The organism is Bacteroidales bacterium (assembly GCA_035342335.1).
In the GTDB taxonomy this organism is placed as follows: domain Bacteria; phylum Bacteroidota; class Bacteroidia; order Bacteroidales; family JAGONC01; genus JAGONC01.
Genome location: DAOQWY010000013.1, coordinates 91691 through 92245, shown reverse-complemented (window position 1 = coordinate 92245; position 555 = coordinate 91691). Strand labels below are relative to the sequence as shown.

The following is a 555-nucleotide window of genomic DNA, read 5'->3' as shown; positions in this document are numbered from 1 at the left end:
TGGCAGTTGGCAGTTGGCAGTTGGCAGTTGGCAGTTGGCAGTTGGCAGTTGGCAAAAAAATAGAAATAGAGGGTCACATTTTTATATAAAAACGGATTAACAGAAGGGAAACGCTAATCTATTAAAATAAAAAATATGATATCAAATTTAAAAGACTTGATGGTTTATAAGAAAGCATTCACGCTTGCAATGGATATTTTTGAAATAAGCAAAAATTTTTCAAAAGAAGAAAAATTCTCTTTAACAGATCAGATTAGAAGATCCTCACGATCGGTATGTGCAAGCTTGGGGGAATCCTATCGAAGACGGCAATATGAATCACATTTCATTAATAAAATATCGGAAGCCGATATGGAAAATGCCGAAACTCAAGTATGGTTAGACTTTGCATTAGCCTGTTCTTATATTTCAAGGGAACAGTTTGATTTATTGTTGAGTCAGTCAGAAGAAATCGGAAAGCTTTTACATCACATGATTAAATATCCAGAAAAATACCGGGGCAATCTCCAATTAAAAAAATGATAATACTATAGCTATTGATTGTTAACTAGCTAT

Annotated in this window: 1 protein-coding gene; it reads left to right on the top strand. The window is 33.5% G+C overall.

The window, feature by feature from the left end:
- Positions 1-135: 135 nt before the first annotated feature.
- Positions 136-522, top strand: coding sequence for a four helix bundle protein (locus PKI34_08215; protein HNS17789.1), 387 nt, complete (start codon positions 136-138; stop codon positions 520-522).
- Positions 523-555 lie beyond the last annotated feature (33 nt).